Origin of the sequence: Bartonella sp. AA78NXGY (assembly GCF_042197005.1) — a bacterium.
GTDB lineage: Bacteria > Pseudomonadota > Alphaproteobacteria > Rhizobiales > Rhizobiaceae > Bartonella.
On the sequence record NZ_JBHIRI010000005.1, the window covers coordinates 63,857 to 79,204 of the forward strand.

The window sequence follows — 15,348 nt, forward strand, 5'->3', positions numbered from 1 at the left end:
ATGCCTTGGAAAATCATAAAGATAAATTAAAAGGAAATGGAAATATAGAAATTTATTTATACCCTTAAAACTTCATATTCTTCCCAGTTTAGGTTGTCTGGTCGTTTCAGGTATAAACAAAACAGAGAATAAATACGCAATTATGTGCGCGTTCCTATTTGGCAATACGACAACTGAAACAGCTTATAAAGCGCTAAATTGTTTTTAGTCTTTGCTTCAAACGTGTTGCACCACTGGAATTAGGTGTTGGTTTACAGGTAATAATAAAAGTACAGGCTTTGTTAGTATGCTGTATTTTACAATAGAAAGCGTTTCTAAGAATTGGAATTATAGAGAGATGGGCGCAGTAAAACATGTTTTAGAAATTTTCCCGTATAGGAAGCGGGAACCTTAATGATGTCTTCAGGGCGTCCAATTGCAACAATTTCACCACCGCGATCTCCACCTTCTGGTCCTAAATCAATAATCCAGTCGGCTGTCTTTATAACATCAAGGTTATGTTCAATGACTATAACTGTGTTGCCTTGCTCGACTAGTTCGTGAAGCACTTCAAGAAGTTTGGAAATATCATGAAAATGTAAACCTGTTGTCGGTTCATCCAAAATATAGAGTGTACGTCCCGTTGTTTTACGAGAAAGTTCTTTCGCAAGTTTTACACGTTGTGCTTCCCCACCAGAAAGTGTGGTTGCTTGCTGTCCTACTTTTATGTAACCCAATCCTACTTTAATGAGAGTTTCCATTTTATTATGAATAGCGGGAATAGCTTGGAAAAATTCCTCTGCCTTTTCAATTGTCATATCCAAAATATCGGCTATAGACTGTCCTTTGAATTTTATTTCTAGTGTTTCTCGGTTATAGCGTTTTCCTTTACAGACATCGCAAGTAACATAGACATCAGGTAAAAAGTGCATTTCAATTTTGATGACTCCATCACCTTGACATGCTTCGCACCGTCCTCCTTTAACATTAAATGAAAAACGCCCAGCTTTGTAACCGCGGGCTTTTGATTCTGGAAGATCGGCAAACCACTCACGAATCGGTGTAAAAGCACCTGTATAGGTTGCGGGATTAGAGCGTGGGGTGCGTCCAATAGGAGACTGGTTGATATCGATGACTTTATCAAGAAATTCTAATCCTTTAATTTTGTCATAGCTGGCAGGGCTGTGATGAGAGCCCATGATATGATGTGATGCTGCTTTGAAAAGCGTTTCAATAAGAAATGTTGATTTTCCTCCTCCAGAAACACCAGTTATGCATGTGAAGGTTCCAAGAGGAATATTCGCATTGATATTTTTGAGGTTATTGCCTTTGGCGCCGATGATTTTAAGTGTTTTCGTTTTTGATATTTTGCGTCGCTCTGTCGGCATTTTAACAGCCATTTTTCCTGAAAGGTATTGGCCTGTGAGAGAGGCTGAATTTTCTATAATTTCCTGCGGTGTTCCTTGCGCTATGATTTCTCCACCATGAACGCCTGCGGCAGGCCCCATATCGACAACATAGTCTGCTGTGAGAATAGCATCTTCATCATGTTCAACAACAATAACTGTATTGCCAAGATTACGCAAATGGCGCAGCATTTCCAACAGGCGTTCATTATCGCGTTGGTGTAAACCGATAGATGGTTCATCTAAAATATAAAGAACGCCTGTAAGACCAGAACCAATTTGAGATGCTAATCGAATACGTTGGCTTTCTCCCCCTGAAAGCGTTCCTGAATTTCGAGACAAGGTAAGATATTCCAATCCTACATGATTTAAAAAAGCCAAACGTTCACGAATTTCTTTTAAAATACGTACGGCGATATTACGTTGTTTTTCTGTGAGATGTTGATGAACATTGGCAAACCAATCATCTGCTTTTAGAATAGAAAGATCTGATATTTGCCCAATATGCATTCCGTTGATTTTTACAGCAAGTGCCTCTGGTTTTAAACGATAACCGTGACAAGCTGGGCAGGGCGAAGAAGACATATAACGTTCGATTTCTTCTCGAGACCAAGCAGAATCGGTTTCTTTCCAGCGTCTCTCCATATTAGGGATGATTCCTTCAAAAGGTTGGGTCATTTTATGCGAACCAGAATTATTTTTATAGATAAAAGAAATTTCATCTCTTTTTGTACCGTAGAGAATAGCCTGTTGTGCTTCATTAGAGAGTTCACACCATTGATCTGTGAGTTTGAAACCGTAAGCTTTTCCTAATGCTTCTAAGGTTTGTTTATAGTAAAGTGAATCTGATTTAGCCCAAGGGGCAATGGCGCCATTCTTGAGGGTAAGATTTTTATTGGGCACAATTTTCAGTGGATCCATTGCTTTTTTTATGCCCAGTCCATCGCAGAGAGGACAGGCGCCAAAAGGATTATTGAACGAAAAAAGGCGTGGTTCAATTTCAGGAATAGAAAAACCCGATACAGGGCAGGAAAACTTTTCTGAAAAAATGAGCCGTTTGTGTGTATCATTTTTTGATTTATGAGCAGATTCCTTTGTCGTTTCTTTTTGTGCTAAGGGGTGGTCTGCCATTTCAGCTATGGCAAGCCCATTTGCTAGCTGTAAACAGGTTTCTATACTATCAGCCAAGCGAGAGGTGATATCCTTCTGTACAACAATGCGGTCTACCACGACATCGATGTCGTGTTTATATTTTTTATCAAGAGGTGGAATATCAGCGATTTCATAGAATTTTCCATCAACTTTAGCGCGTTGAAATCCTCTTTTTAAAAGTTCTGTTAGCTCTTTTTTATATTCTCCCTTTCGTCCTCGCACTAAGGGTGCCATAATGAAAATTCGCGTTCCTTCTGGTAAGGCCATAATTTGATCCACCATTTGGCTTACTGTCTGGCTTTCAATAGGAAGTCCTGTTGCAGGAGAATGAGGAATACCAATACGTGCAAAGAGAAGACGCATGTAATCGTGGATTTCAGTAACGGTACCTACCGTTGAACGAGGGTTGCGACTGGTTGTTTTTTGTTCAATGGAGATAGCTGGAGAGAGACCGTCTATGCGGTCGACATTGGGTTTTTGCATGACTTCCAAAAATTGGCGTGCATAGGCTGAAAGGCTTTCGACATAGCGGCGTTGTCCTTCAGCGTAAATTGTATCAAACGCTAAGGATGATTTCCCTGATCCAGAAAGTCCTGTTATAACAATGAGTTTATCACGAGGCAGATCGAGATCAATATTTTTAAGGTTATGCTCACGTGCACCGCGAATGGAGATATATTTTTGATGAGTCATACTTTATCCTTGGCATATATGGCAAAAATTGAGCACCTAAAATGGAATAAAACTGTTTTTTTAGAATTATAATGTGTTTAACTGCTTTAATGCAAAAGGAAGGTATAAGTTTTGTGAAAAAAATACAAATGAGCAGCTTTTTATTCTCTCGTGGTGGAATAAACTATGCGTTTTTATCATCTTTTGTTATAATTACACTGAATACAATATTGGTAAAGGATAGCAATACCCATATTGATAGTCAATTGCGACATGTAAATTGAAGGTCAAGATGGTTATAACTGTTATAGAACAGAGTATTTTACAAATTAAAATTTTGGAGTTTATGCGATGGCTGGTAGCCTTAATAAAGTTATTTTGATTGGTAATCTTGGTGCGGATCCTGAAATCCGCCGTTTGAATTCTGGTGATCAAGTGGCAAATCTGCGTATTGCTACTTCAGAAAGTTGGCGCGATCGGAATACAAATGAGCGAAAAGAACGCACTGAGTGGCATAGTATTGTTATTTTTAATGAAAACCTTGTCAAAGTTGCAGAGCAATATTTAAAAAAGGGCAGCAAAATTTATATTGAGGGGCAGTTACAGACACGAAAATGGCAAGATCAAAATGGAAATGACCGTTATACAACAGAGATTGTTTTGCAAAAGTACCGTGGCGAATTACAAATGCTTGATGGGCGGGGAGCTGCGAGCGGGGAGCAAGGAGCAAGTCAAGGGGGGAGTTATAGTGGTGGCTTTGCCGATAGTCACTCAAATCAGAGAAATGCTTTTGGTCAAAATAATAATCAATTGGGAGAAAGTTTTTCACACAAATTAGATGATGACGTCCCTTTTTAAGAGTCTTTAAATTGCAGTATTATGATCATTTTATGGTTTGCTTGTTTCAGATTTTTGAAGTTTAGCGAAGTGAAAATTGTTAATTATTATTGGTAATTTAAAATATAAATTAATAACATCTTGAAAAATATTGTTAAATTTCTTTTTTGTCATGGGAGAGAAATTAGCATTTTTGTGTATTTTTCGCTATAAATAAAGTGAAATGATTCTTTTTTGAAAGTTTTGAAATTGTGACCGATCTTACTCCACACCCAGAACGTGATGTGCTAACCGGTATTGAACCAATCAGTATTATTGATGAAATGCAACGCTCCTATCTCGATTATGCGATGAGCGTGATTGTTTCACGTGCACTCCCTGATGTCCGTGATGGTCTTAAGCCTGTTCATCGACGTATCCTTCATGCTATGAATGAGATGGGGCTTTCTTTCAATAAGTCGTATCGTAAATCTGCTGGTGTTGTTGGTGAGGTTATGGGGAAATTTCATCCCCATGGTGATGCTTCAATTTACGATGCATTAGTGCGTATGGCGCAGGACTTTTCTTTAAGAAATCCATTAATTGATGGTCAGGGAAATTTTGGTTCCGTTGATGGTGATCCACCCGCGGCTATGCGCTATACTGAGTGTCGTTTAGAAAAAGTTTCAGAAGAACTTTTAGCTGATATTGATAAAGATACTGTTGATTTTCAGGATAATTACGATGGGCGTGAGCGTGAACCGGTTGTCTTACCAGCGCGTTTTCCCAATCTTTTGGTTAATGGGTCAGGGGGAATTGCTGTGGGAATGGCAACCAATATTCCTCCCCATAATCTTGGTGAAGTCGTTGATGGTTGTATCGCTTTGATTGATAATCCCGATATCACACTCGATAAAATAATTGAAATTATTCCTGGTCCGGATTTTCCTACAGGGGGTATTATCCTTGGCCACTCTGGTGTTCGTGCAGCTTATGAAACAGGGCGTGGCTCAATCATTATGCGTGCTAAAGTTGAGATCGAAGAAATTCGCAGTGGTCGACAAGCAATTATTGTGAGTGAGATCCCTTATCAAGTTAATAAGGCAACAATGATTGAGAAAATGGCTGAATTGGTGCGCGATAAACGCATTGAGGGAATCTCTGATTTGCGTGACGAATCTGATCGTGATGGATATCGGGTTGTTATTGAGCTGAAGAAAGATGTTGTTGCGGAAGTTGTTTTAAACCAATTATATCGGTATACGCCGCTACAAACTTCCTTTGGTTGTAATATGGTTGCTTTGAATGGGGGAAAACCCGAACAGATGACGTTGCTTGATATGCTTCGTGCATTTGTTTCTTTTCGGGAAGAAGTTGTCAGTCGGCGAACAAAATATCTTTTGCGTAAAGCGCGTGAGCGAGCACATGTTTTGGTTGGCCTTGCCCTTGCTGTTGCCAATATTGATGAAATTATAGCGCTTATTCGCAAAGCTCCTGATCCGCAGACAGCACGTGCACAGTTAATGGAGCGACGCTGGCCAGCGATGGATGTCGCGCCTTTGATTAAACTTATTGATGATCCTCGTCATATTATTCATGAGGATGGTACTTATAACCTCTCTGAAGAACAGGCGCGTGCTATTTTAGAATTGCGTTTGCAACGATTGACAGCCCTTGGGCGTGATGAAATCGCTGATGAATTGAATAAAATTGGCGTGGATATCGCTGACTATCTTGAGATCTTGGCATCACGCGTACGCATTATGTCTATTGTTAAGGATGAGTTGAGTGCTCTTCGTGAGGAATTTGCAACGCCGCGACGTACCGTATTTGGTTTTGGTAGCGCTGAGATGGAGAGTGAAGATCTGATCGCACCAGAGGATATGGTGGTAACGGTAAGCCATAGTGGCTATATTAAGCGTGTGCCTCTTAATACCTATCGTGCACAGCGACGTGGTGGTAAGGGGCGTTCTGGTATGTCCACGAAGGATGAGGATTTTGTAACGCGGTTGTTTGTTGCCAATACGCATACTCCGGTTCTTTTCTTTTCATCACGTGGGATTGTTTATAAGGAAAAAGTTTGGCGGCTGCCGCTGGGGACACCCCAATCGCGTGGGCGGGCTTTGATCAATATGCTTCCTTTACAACAAGGTGAGCGTATTACAACGATTATGCCTTTGCCTGAAGATGAAGCGAGCTGGAGTGCATTAGATATTATGTTTGCGACAACACGTGGAACTGTGCGTCGTAATAAATTATCAGATTTCGTTCAGGTTAATCGTAATGGTAAAATTGCGATGAAACTTGATGAAGAAGATGAAATTCTTTCTGTTGAAACCTGTACAGAACATGATGATGTTGTTCTAACAACAGCCAATGGACAATGTATCCGTTTTCCAGTTGTTGATGTTCGGGTCTTTGCTGGGCGTAATTCTGTGGGAGTTCGTGGTATCAATTTAGCTAAAGGCGATAAAGTCATTTCGATGACAATTTTAGAGCATGTCGAGGCGACGTCCATTGAGCGTTCTGCTTATATTAAACGTGTAATGAATGAACGGCGTGCTTCTGGTGCAGATGCTGATGTTGAAGATGTTATAACTTTTGATGAAGAAGATGGGGGTGCTGAAACAGAGTTAACAGATGAACGTTATGCAGAACTTCATGCACGTGAACAAATGCTTTTGACAGTGAGTGAGTTTGGTTATGGTAAACGTTCTTCTTCCTATGAGTTCCGGATTTCGGGACGTGGCGGAAAGGGGATTCGCGCAACAGATCCATCTAAAACAGCTGAAATTGGTAAATTAGTAGCGGCTTTTCCGGTGAAGGCGCAAGATCAAATTATGTTGGTATCAGATGGGGGGCAGCTTATTCGTGTCCCTGTTGAGGGAATTCGTACTGCTGGGCGCTCAACTAAGGGAGTCACAATTTTTAATACAGCCAAAGGTGAAAGAGTCGTATCGGTTGAACGTATTTCTGAACCTGAAGATGATACGGGTTCATTAGATGATGAAGGTGAGAAGCATTCTGATACAGTTGATATGAGCGAAGAAAAATAATTTTTAAGAGGAAGGAGTAAAGTCATGAAAATTGCTCTTTACGCGGGTTCTTTTGATCCTCTTACAAATGGTCATCTTGATGTTTTGAAAGGGTGTTTTGTGTTAGCTGATAAGGTGGTCGTCGCTATAGGGATACAGGCTGACAAAAAAACACTCTTTAGCTTCGAAGAGCGTGTTGATTTCATTACGCAGGTAGGGAAAGACTTATTTGGTGCAGATTCTAATCGATTGCAGGTTCTTTCATTTAGCAACCTTCTCATTGAGAAGGCGCGTGAAGTTGGTGCTTCATTTCTCATTCGTGGATTGCGTGATGGTACTGATCTTGATTATGAAATGCAAATGGCAGGAATGAATGGTGTTATGGCTCCTGAATTGCAAACTGTTTTTTTGCCGGCAAGTGTTTCTGGGCGCGCGATAACTTCTACATTGGTACGCCAAATTGCCTCTATGGGAGGTGATGTGACACCATTTGTACCGCCCAATGTTGCACAAGCTTTAAGCTCGAAATACCAATCTTTTAGGGGAGAATAAGTGTGTCTCGTAGAATTTTTGCTGTTTTGATATGTGTGTTTTGTTTTTTTTCATTGTCCGCTGTCGCTGGTAATCCTAGACCAGCAAGCGATGCAAACCTTCTTGTTTTATCTCTCAAAGATGGTGATGTCATTATTCGTCTGCGTCCTGATTTGGCGCCAAAGCATGTTGCGCAAATCAAAAGATTAACAGAGGAGGGGGCCTATAATAATGTTGTGTTTCATCGCGTTATTCCTAATTTCATGGCACAAACTGGTGATGTAGAATTTGGAAAAAAAGGCAGTAGAGATTTTGATCTGAAACGCGTTGGTATGGGTGGCTCAAATTATCCCAATATACCGGCAGAGTTTTCAAAACAGCCGTTTAAGCGTGGTACAGTTGGGATGGCACGATCACAAGATCCGGATTCCGCGAATTCTCAATTCTTCATTTGTTTTGAGGATGCTGCTTTTTTAAACGGTCAGTATACGGTTGTTGGAGAGGTTATAAAGGGGATGGATGTTGTTGATAAAATAAAAAAAGGTACGACAAGTAATAATGGATCTGTAAAAAATCCTGATGTTATTAATGCTGCTACTTTACAAGTTGAGAAATGAATCAAGGGAGCTTTCCATATGGCTGAGAATAAAAATCCAGAGAATACTTTAATTCTTGAAACAACAAAGGGCAGAGTTGTTATTGAGCTTTTTGCTGATTTGGCACCTTGTCATGTTGCACGTATTAAAGAACTGGTACGGGAAGGTGCTTATGATAATGTTATTTTCCATCGCGTTATTGATGGTTTTATGGCGCAAACAGGGGATGTGCAATTTGGAAAGAAGGATAGTGAAAAATTCAATTTATCACGTGCTGGTATGGGGGGGGCAGAAAAACCAAATTTAACAGCAGAGTTTTCAAATCTTTCTCATAAGCGTGGTACAGTTTCTATGGCACGGAGTCAGAATCCAAATTCTGCTAACTCTCAGTTTTTTATTTGTTTTGCAGATGCTCCGTGGCTTGATCGTCAATATTCCATATGGGGGCAGGTTGTTGAAGGTATGGAAAATGTTGATAAAATTAAACGTGGTGAACCTGTTGCAGATCCAGATTCAATTACCAAAGCCATTATTGCTGCAGATGTAGAATAGTATAAACTATACTGATTTCAATTGTAAGTTTCTAAGAAAAAATACTCTTTTCTGATCAATAAAGGCACACGAAACTCTTTTGTAGTATCAGGCTTACCTTTTATAATTTCGAGCTAAGCATTGTCCATATATTTTCTTCAATCGGATCTTCCTGAAGAATATAATGCAAAGGATTTGTACAAACACCTGTCAGAATAAGAAAACGCAAAGTCTGTTGTATTATGGTTGTTGTTTGGCAAAGTGTTTTATAAAAAATTCGGCATTTTTCTTCAATCCATTGTCGGTCTTAATGGTTTTATGATGTTACTTTCTTAAGAGAGCGTGTGCTTTTGTTTCTGCTCGTAAATCAACATCCAATCCTAATGCAGAAGCATATTTGAAACACATATTAAGACGGATAAGAGCTTTACTCGCTCATCCAGTTTTCTTAGCAAGGTGGAAAACCAGCATTTATATATATATTGGCGTAATCTTTAAAATAAGAAGACAGTTTAATCTTAGAAGAATATAATAAAGGCGCAGAAGTGAAATAAATGGCTAGTCTTGCCATCTCCTTTTTAACTCAACTTTACTTTTTTAAAAGTATCTAATGCAATATCTTTTAAATAATGAAGATTATGCATGGACTTACGCTTTTATTTTTCTCGTTTTTTAATAGAGGAATGCTCCAAACGGAATACACTTGTGTTGCGTATTTACGTGTTTTTTAAGAAGCATTTCTCAGTACATATCAACGTTCACTTCCACGATGATATTCATGGCATGTATAGTTTTAAAGCTATAAATAGTATAAAATCTATTATGCACCACCTTCTTTAAAGCTTATGACGGAGCAAGCGGGTACCATCATACGCTTTTTCAGCCTCTAATGGTACGATAGAGCTTTTGGTATTTGAGAATCTTTACAAAAAGCATTTTTAGTTTTTTAAAGTATTTTTATTTACACGTTAATTTCTTTTGTGAATTATCTTAAATGCTAAGAGCTATCTCAATATTGTGAGTGGATAAGTGATTATGCTCATTTGCGCTTTTATTAAGCGTGAGGATCGCTGTGCCCAGTAGATGAAAAATTTTTATCTGTAAAAGTTAAAGAATATGTAAGCTGTACAATGCGTTCAAAATTTTCTTCTATGGGTACAAAGTTACTGCTTATGGAAGTATGTGAAGATGAAATTATTGTGATAATAATTTTGCAGTTCTGTTAAGGCTTTAGTGCGTTAAGCGTAGGTATTTTGTGGTATGATATTATAAGGATTTTACTATTTTTCTAGAGTTAGATTATCACTTTTATTATGGTGATTTCTTAACAAGAAATGTTCTTTTATCTCGTTTAATTTTTGATGCTGGTTACAATATTGAGCGAATCAAAAATTAATTCATAAAGCTTTTGACAATGCTCGTAAGGGGATATCTTTTTTCTTTCTATAGAGATATGCATTGATGGAATCAAAAAGACGAGAGTTATGATAAAGACATTTCATTATAGAAAAATTGCTCAAGATGGGTATGCACGTCGAGGCGAAATTATAACGGGGCGAGGATGTGTTCGTACACCCGCATTTATGCCTGTTGGGACGGCAGGAACCATTAAGGCTATGTATATGGATCAAATTCGTGATCTTGGTGCAGATATCATTTTGGGGAATACTTATCATTTAATGTTACGTCCAGGAGCTGAACGTGTTGCGCGTTTGGGAGGATTACATGAATTTTCACGCTGGAGCGGACCTATTTTAACCGATTCTGGTGGCTTTCAGGTTATGTCATTGGCGGGAATCCGTAAAATTACTGAACAAGGTGTGATTTTTCGTTCTTACATTAATGGAGCTTACTATGAAATGAGTCCAGAGCGTTCTATCGAAATTCAAGAACTTCTTGGTGCGGATATCCAGATGCAGTTGGATCAATGTATTGCATTACCCGCAACTGAAAAAGAAATGGAAGAAGCTATGGAACTTTCATTGCGGTGGGCGCTGCGTTGTAAAACAGCTTTTGGAGATCAGCCAGATAAAGCATTGTTTGGGATTGTTCAAGGGGGTGATAATATGAAACTGCGTGAACGTTCTGCTCAAGCATTAAAAGAAATAGATTTAAAAGGTTACGCTATTGGAGGGCTTGCTGTTGGTGAGCCGCAGAGTGTTATGACAGCAGTATTGGATACTACTTGTCCGATTTTACCAGAGGATAAACCACGCTATCTTATGGGAGTAGGGACACCTGATGATATTTTACAAAGTGTTGCTCGTGGTGTTGATATGTTTGATTGTGTTATGCCGACGCGTGCAGGACGTCATGGTTTAGCTTTTACCCGCTTTGGTAGAATTAATTTGCGTAATGCGCGTTATGCAGAAGATCCACTTCCTCTTGATCCACAGTCACTTTGTCCAGCAGCACATAATTATAGTTGTGCTTATTTGCATCATTTGATTAAATCTGGTGAATCTCTTGGGGGGATGTTGTTGACGTGGAATAATCTTTTTTATTATCAACAACTTATGCAGGGAATTCGTGATGCCATTGAGGAAGGCTGTTATGCTGATTTTTGCGCTGAAACGCGTGCTCTATGGGCACAAGGACGCTAAAATATTAATCGTAATATAGCACCTCATTTTTTTATTGAATTTATTCTCGCACTTACAAATTTAGCTAAAAATATGAAATTAGAAACATCTTCCAAAATTATAAAATTCCACTATCTTAAGATATAACAGTGCGGTTTTATAGGGTACATATTCTTTTCTAATTACTATATAAAACAGAAACTGTTACTCCGGTACGCGCTACCTGATCCGGAGAAAAACAGTTTTTCTGTTTCTGATGACTGTTTACAGCAACAATGTTAATGAGGCGTTAGCGAACTCTTAAAGAAGTATGAAAATTGTACTTTTATGAGCTACTTTGTGTTTTTTATTACTAAAGGTAAAGAATGGATTATATACAATCGAACAGATAAATTTTTAGAAAATTAAAATAAAACTAAAATAAAATTACAACATTTAAAATGTTATAATTTTATTTTTTAAGTTTTTATATATAAATATTCTTTAAAATAGATTTATGTAATATTATTTATATAATAAAAATATAGATATTATGTCATAATAAATTAAATATTAATCACGGTAATTGTCATGTTTATAAAACATCAATAAACATACTTATACAAAATTTATTATATTTGTTTTTTGCTTTGTTTATAGAATTTATCTGAAAATAATCATAATATATTTACGTGAATATTTTAATTTACAGATAGTGAGTTAGATATCTGATGCGATTCCTCTGTTAGATGAGGGAGGGGTAAAGATGTCTAAAAGAGGGTATTTAATAAATCTAGAAACCAAGCACTATTATCATGAGAATTTTTAAAAGACTCTATAATAATTTATAAGAATGGCCTAAAGTTGAAATTATAGCTTATCGATTTGGGGGATCTGTATTCAGGTAGCAAAATAAAGCAACAATAATTTGGGGGGAGAAGTTTTATCTTTGTATCAAGATAATGATGAGATATTGTTCACTTGTTTGAAATGCATTCTTCAGCAAATTTTAGAATTATTTATAGGGTATATTATATCGTTTTAAAATAAAGTTTTCACTGTAAATTTCAACGGCTAAAAAGAGGAGACAAAGTTTATTATCTGGTAGATTTGATAGAAATAGGTGAATACGTCTATGATCTTGAGGTTTTCAAAGATTTTCCATTAAAGAATCTTACTTAAAACTCCATAAAATGCTTTATATATCAAAATATTTCTAAAACTTTATTGGGGACTATTGGGCATGCGTATAACAATGTTTTGAATTTTTGTTTGTGTGTATTACAGATATTTACAGTTAAAACTCCTATTCAGAAGTGATGATATGAGGGATTCTTATCAACAAAAGGTTCTTGTATTGGGAATTGATTCGAGAATACGACGTTTAATAATTTTAGCTCTTGCCGTGGGCAGTTTTGCTATTGGTACTGCAGAGTTTGTTGCAATGGGGCTACTGCCAGAGATGGCACGAAGTTCCTATGTTGATATTCCTACCGCTGGTCAATATATTTCTGCTTATGCATTAGGAGTTGTGATTGGAGCACCTCTTTTAGCTGTGGCAACAGCTCAGGTATCACGCAAAACTGTTTTGATAGGCTTGATGCTTTTTTATGCTTTAGCAAATATTGCTAGTGCCTTTGTTTCTGATTTTAGCATATTAGTAGTATTACGCTTTCTCAGTGGACTTCCTCATGGAATCTATTTTGGACTTGCGGCTATGGTTGCCTCTTCAATGGTAGAAATGAAAGAACGTTCTAAAGCTGTTGGATATGTTATGCTTGGCTTAACAATTGCAACCGTTTTGGGAGCACCCAGTGCTACTTGGATTGGTCAACTTATTGGTTGGCAGATTGCTTTTGTCCTTGTGGGGATGATCGCTTTATTATGTTGTTTGCTTATTTGGAATTTTTTTCCTTGTGATTCAAGTTTTCCAAAAACGAATCCTTTGCAAGAAATGGGTGCATTAAAGCAAAAGCAGGTGTGGCTTCTTTTGTTGATGGTGTCGGTGGGAGCGTCAGGATTATTTTCTGTTTTCACTTATATCAAGCCAACATTAATGCATATTTCTGGTGTTTCACTTGAGTTGGTACCATTTATCATGCCGTTAGTTGGATTGGGTATGGTGGTAGGAAATCTCTTGGGGCCTAAATTGGCCGTTAAAATTGGTATTTCGCCGATGATATTTTTTTCTATGCTTTGGAGCGTATTTGTTTTTTTTCTTTTTTTCTTTTTATCCTATGCTCCGTTAACAGCGGCAATAGGATGCTTTTTTGTTGGAACTTCTTTTGCTGCTATGCCTTCTATACAAACAAAAATTATGGATGTTGCACTACAGGGACAGATTTTGGCAGGAGCATTAATGCAGTCTGCTTTTAATATTGCCAACGCTCTTGGTGCAGAATCTGGAGCATTAGTTTTAAAATTGGGCTATAGTTATGAATATACAGCTTTTTTAGGAAGTGTTCTAACTTTGTGTGGATTAATGGTTTTTTGCGTCTCATGGTATATGGAGAAGCATGCTTAATATTTTTCATTTTTTAAATGAAGAAGGAATTTTTATATTTATTTTTAGTTATTGGAATGTCCTGTTGGATTTTTCAATATGCAGTAAGAAATGCGCAGTGCTAATGGAATAGCAAGACAAAATAAAAGACCCATGAGCACTATAAGAAGAGTTTTTGCTGCTAAGATCATTCCTATTGTTCCTCCAGGATTAAAGAGGCCAGCAAGATTGGTGATGACTCCTGCTAGAGTTGCACTTAAGGCCGCTGAAAATAGTTGTACAGAGGTAAGGGATTCACTGGCACGGAGAGCATCTTCATCATTTGCACATTGTAAGATCCTTGTGAGCAAATGTGGCCATGCTATGCCCGCACTGATTCCAATAGAAAACAGTGCTAAGCAAATAATAAAAATATATTCAAGCGCGGAAACTTCTGTTGGGATGAGCCATAAAAGAATCACTATGCCTAACAGTTTTAATAGGGGCGAGTATACAATGATGTTGCGAATTTTTTTTGTGGAGACACCAGCACTTGAGATGGCTCCACATGTCCACCCTAGGCTCATAAGTGCTGCTATATAACCAGCAATAAGTGGAGCTTGCCCATGAAGCTCTTGAAGAAAAAGTGGAAAATAAAGTTCTATACTGTATACGACTGTTGTCATAACGAGTATCAATGCGTAAACAGAAAAGATTTCAGAAGAGAAAGAAAAGGATTTGCGGGGCAACATAGGATGAGGGGTAGATGATTCGATTTTTGCTAGAACAAAGAGAAGACTAAGTCCGATAACTAATCCGCAAATTTTTGCTATTGTAGACTCCATAGCCCCTCCAACAGAAATAATAAAAATCAATAAGGTGAGTGTGAAAAGCTGGAGAAGAGGAAGAGGGGGTGTTGGAACATCGTTTTCATTCTTTTTTGGTAAAAATTTAAAGGCGATGAGTGAGAAAAATATAGCTAATACGCCAATGATCAAAAAGGATGCTCGCCATAGCCCATAATATACAGAAAGCCCCCCGATTGCTGGTCCTAACAAGGTTGATATTCCCCACATTCCAGAGATAATACTTAATGCATGTGACCATAAAGATGGGCTGAAAACAATCCGTACCATGGAATAGGATAGGGATAACAAAGAACCACTTCCAAATCCTTGGATAAAGCGTCCTATTAAAAACAATGGCATAGATGAAGAAATGCTGCACATAAAAGTGCCTAGGGTGAAGATAAGTCCAGAAATAACATACGCATTGCGAGGACCTAATTTCCCTAATATTTTTGTTGCAAGTGAAGTACCCACGAGTGAAGCTGTAATAAAGACAGTAGCCACCCAAGAATAATATATTTCACTGCCAATATGATTCATAAGAGAGGGTAAAATAGTAATAACAATATAAACGTTGGTGGCGTGTAACACAACTCCACCTGTAAACGTTAAAAAGCAAAGACCATTTTTACCCAATAAAAGCGCAGACCAGCCCTGTTTTTTCACTGTTTTTTGCTATTTAATAAAAATCTATCCTCTTTTTACTTATAAGGTACTTCTTTGAATTTGCCAAGAGAAA

Annotated in this window: 9 protein-coding genes; 7 read left to right on the plus strand and 2 right to left on the minus strand. The window is 37.9% G+C overall.

All coding sequences use genetic code 11. The features are described 5' to 3' along the window. Window positions 1-314 precede the first annotated feature (314 nt). Entirely contained in the window at window positions 315-3,230 is a 2,916-nt protein-coding gene (gene uvrA / locus ACFINL_RS04310; RefSeq protein WP_375650510.1) for an excinuclease ABC subunit UvrA, read from the minus strand. A gap of 330 nt (window positions 3,231-3,560) precedes the next feature. Here uvrA and ssb point away from each other — a divergent pair, with 330 nt between their 5' ends. The 7 genes from ssb (at window position 3,561) to ACFINL_RS04345 (ending at window position 13,803) form a co-directional block, all read left to right on the plus strand. Further along, window positions 3,561-4,067 carry a single-stranded DNA-binding protein gene (gene ssb / locus ACFINL_RS04315; protein WP_375611516.1) on the plus strand — a complete coding sequence of 169 codons (507 nt, stop codon included), beginning with the start codon at window positions 3,561-3,563 and terminating at the stop codon, window positions 4,065-4,067. Window positions 4,068-4,297: 230 nt separating this feature from the next. Next, window positions 4,298-7,081, plus strand: coding sequence for a DNA gyrase subunit A (gyrA, locus tag ACFINL_RS04320; protein ID WP_375611517.1), 2,784 nt, complete (start codon window positions 4,298-4,300; stop codon window positions 7,079-7,081). Window positions 7,082-7,105: 24 nt separating this feature from the next. Next, complete coding sequence (coaD, locus tag ACFINL_RS04325) at window positions 7,106-7,612, plus strand: pantetheine-phosphate adenylyltransferase (protein ID WP_375611518.1); 507 nt, start codon at window positions 7,106-7,108, stop codon at window positions 7,610-7,612. 2 nt (window positions 7,613-7,614) lie between these two features. Further along, entirely contained in the window at window positions 7,615-8,208 is a 594-nt protein-coding gene (locus ACFINL_RS04330; RefSeq protein WP_375611519.1) for a peptidylprolyl isomerase, read from the plus strand. Between the two features lie 18 nt (window positions 8,209-8,226). Further along, on the plus strand, window positions 8,227-8,739 hold the full coding sequence (locus tag ACFINL_RS04335) for a peptidylprolyl isomerase (RefSeq protein ID WP_375611520.1): 513 nt from the start codon (window positions 8,227-8,229) through the stop codon (window positions 8,737-8,739). A 1,463-nt stretch (window positions 8,740-10,202) separates the two neighbouring features. Continuing rightward, a complete protein-coding gene (tgt, locus tag ACFINL_RS04340) occupies window positions 10,203-11,321 on the plus strand; it encodes a tRNA guanosine(34) transglycosylase Tgt (RefSeq protein ID WP_375611521.1) in 1,119 nt (372 codons plus the stop codon). A gap of 1,282 nt (window positions 11,322-12,603) precedes the next feature. Next, entirely contained in the window at window positions 12,604-13,803 is a 1,200-nt protein-coding gene (locus ACFINL_RS04345; protein WP_375650514.1) for an MFS transporter, read from the plus strand. A gap of 44 nt (window positions 13,804-13,847) precedes the next feature. Here ACFINL_RS04345 and ACFINL_RS04350 read toward each other — a convergent pair whose 3' ends face one another. Then, window positions 13,848-15,275, minus strand: a complete 1,428-nt coding sequence (locus ACFINL_RS04350; protein ID WP_375611523.1) for an MFS transporter — start codon at window positions 15,273-15,275, stop codon at window positions 13,848-13,850. Window positions 15,276-15,348: the final 73 nt, after the last annotated feature.

What these genes read in the sequence shown, in the direction of transcription:
- uvrA (WP_375650510.1), bottom strand. Translation starts at nt 3,230, where the DNA reads ATGACTCATCAAAAATATATCTCCATTCGCGGTGCACGTGAGCATAAC.
- ssb (WP_375611516.1), top strand. Translation starts at nt 3,561, where the DNA reads ATGGCTGGTAGCCTTAATAAAGTTATTTTGATTGGTAATCTTGGTGCG.
- coaD (WP_375611518.1), top strand. Translation starts at nt 7,106, where the DNA reads ATGAAAATTGCTCTTTACGCGGGTTCTTTTGATCCTCTTACAAATGGT.
- ACFINL_RS04335 (WP_375611520.1), top strand. Translation starts at nt 8,227, where the DNA reads ATGGCTGAGAATAAAAATCCAGAGAATACTTTAATTCTTGAAACAACA.
- tgt (WP_375611521.1), top strand. Translation starts at nt 10,203, where the DNA reads ATGATAAAGACATTTCATTATAGAAAAATTGCTCAAGATGGGTATGCA.
- ACFINL_RS04345 (WP_375650514.1), top strand. Translation starts at nt 12,604, where the DNA reads ATGAGGGATTCTTATCAACAAAAGGTTCTTGTATTGGGAATTGATTCG.